Consider the following 518-nt stretch of genomic DNA (forward strand, 5'->3'; position numbering starts at 1 on the left):
CCGACCGACGCGCGCACGTGGCCGACCCCCCGCTCGGTGAGGCCGTCGTGGACGACGTCCTCGTCGCGGAGCGTCCCGCTGTCGGCGAAGTTGCGGGGCAGCGAGACGACGACCGGGTCGAAGTCGGGCGCGTCGCTCATGAGCCGGTACAGCTCGTCATAGCTGTCCCACGCCTCGATGTGGTGCACGAGGAACACGACCCGCGTGGTGGCGCGCTCCAGGGTCCCCCGGCGCGCGAGGAGGTGGACGGAGTCCCGGACCTCGTCGAGAGCCGAGGAGAGGTCCCGCGCCCGCGCCGCCCGGTCCTTCTCCACGCGCGAGAGGTTCTCCGAGAGCCGTGCCACCTCGCGGACGAGCCCGGCCAGCTCCGCCTCGTGGCGCTCCGCACGTGCGTACGCCGCCGACGTCGTCTCGTCGATGTGGACGACGCGGTGCGCGAGCGACCGCAGGGTCCCCAGATATCTCCATGGCGCAGGCATCCCTGTCCTGACCTCACTCTCCATCGAACCGGTCAGCGT

1 protein-coding gene is annotated in these 518 nt (G+C 71.8%); it reads right to left on the bottom strand.

The genetic code is table 11. The features are described from left to right. On the bottom strand, positions 1-479 hold a 479-nt coding region (locus G3I78_RS47545; protein WP_203616515.1), incomplete at its 3' end, for a hypothetical protein. Positions 480-518 lie beyond the last annotated feature (39 nt).

This window comes from Streptomyces sp. SID13726 (genome assembly GCF_010548375.1).
Classification (GTDB): Bacteria; Actinomycetota; Actinomycetes; order Streptomycetales; family Streptomycetaceae; genus Streptomyces.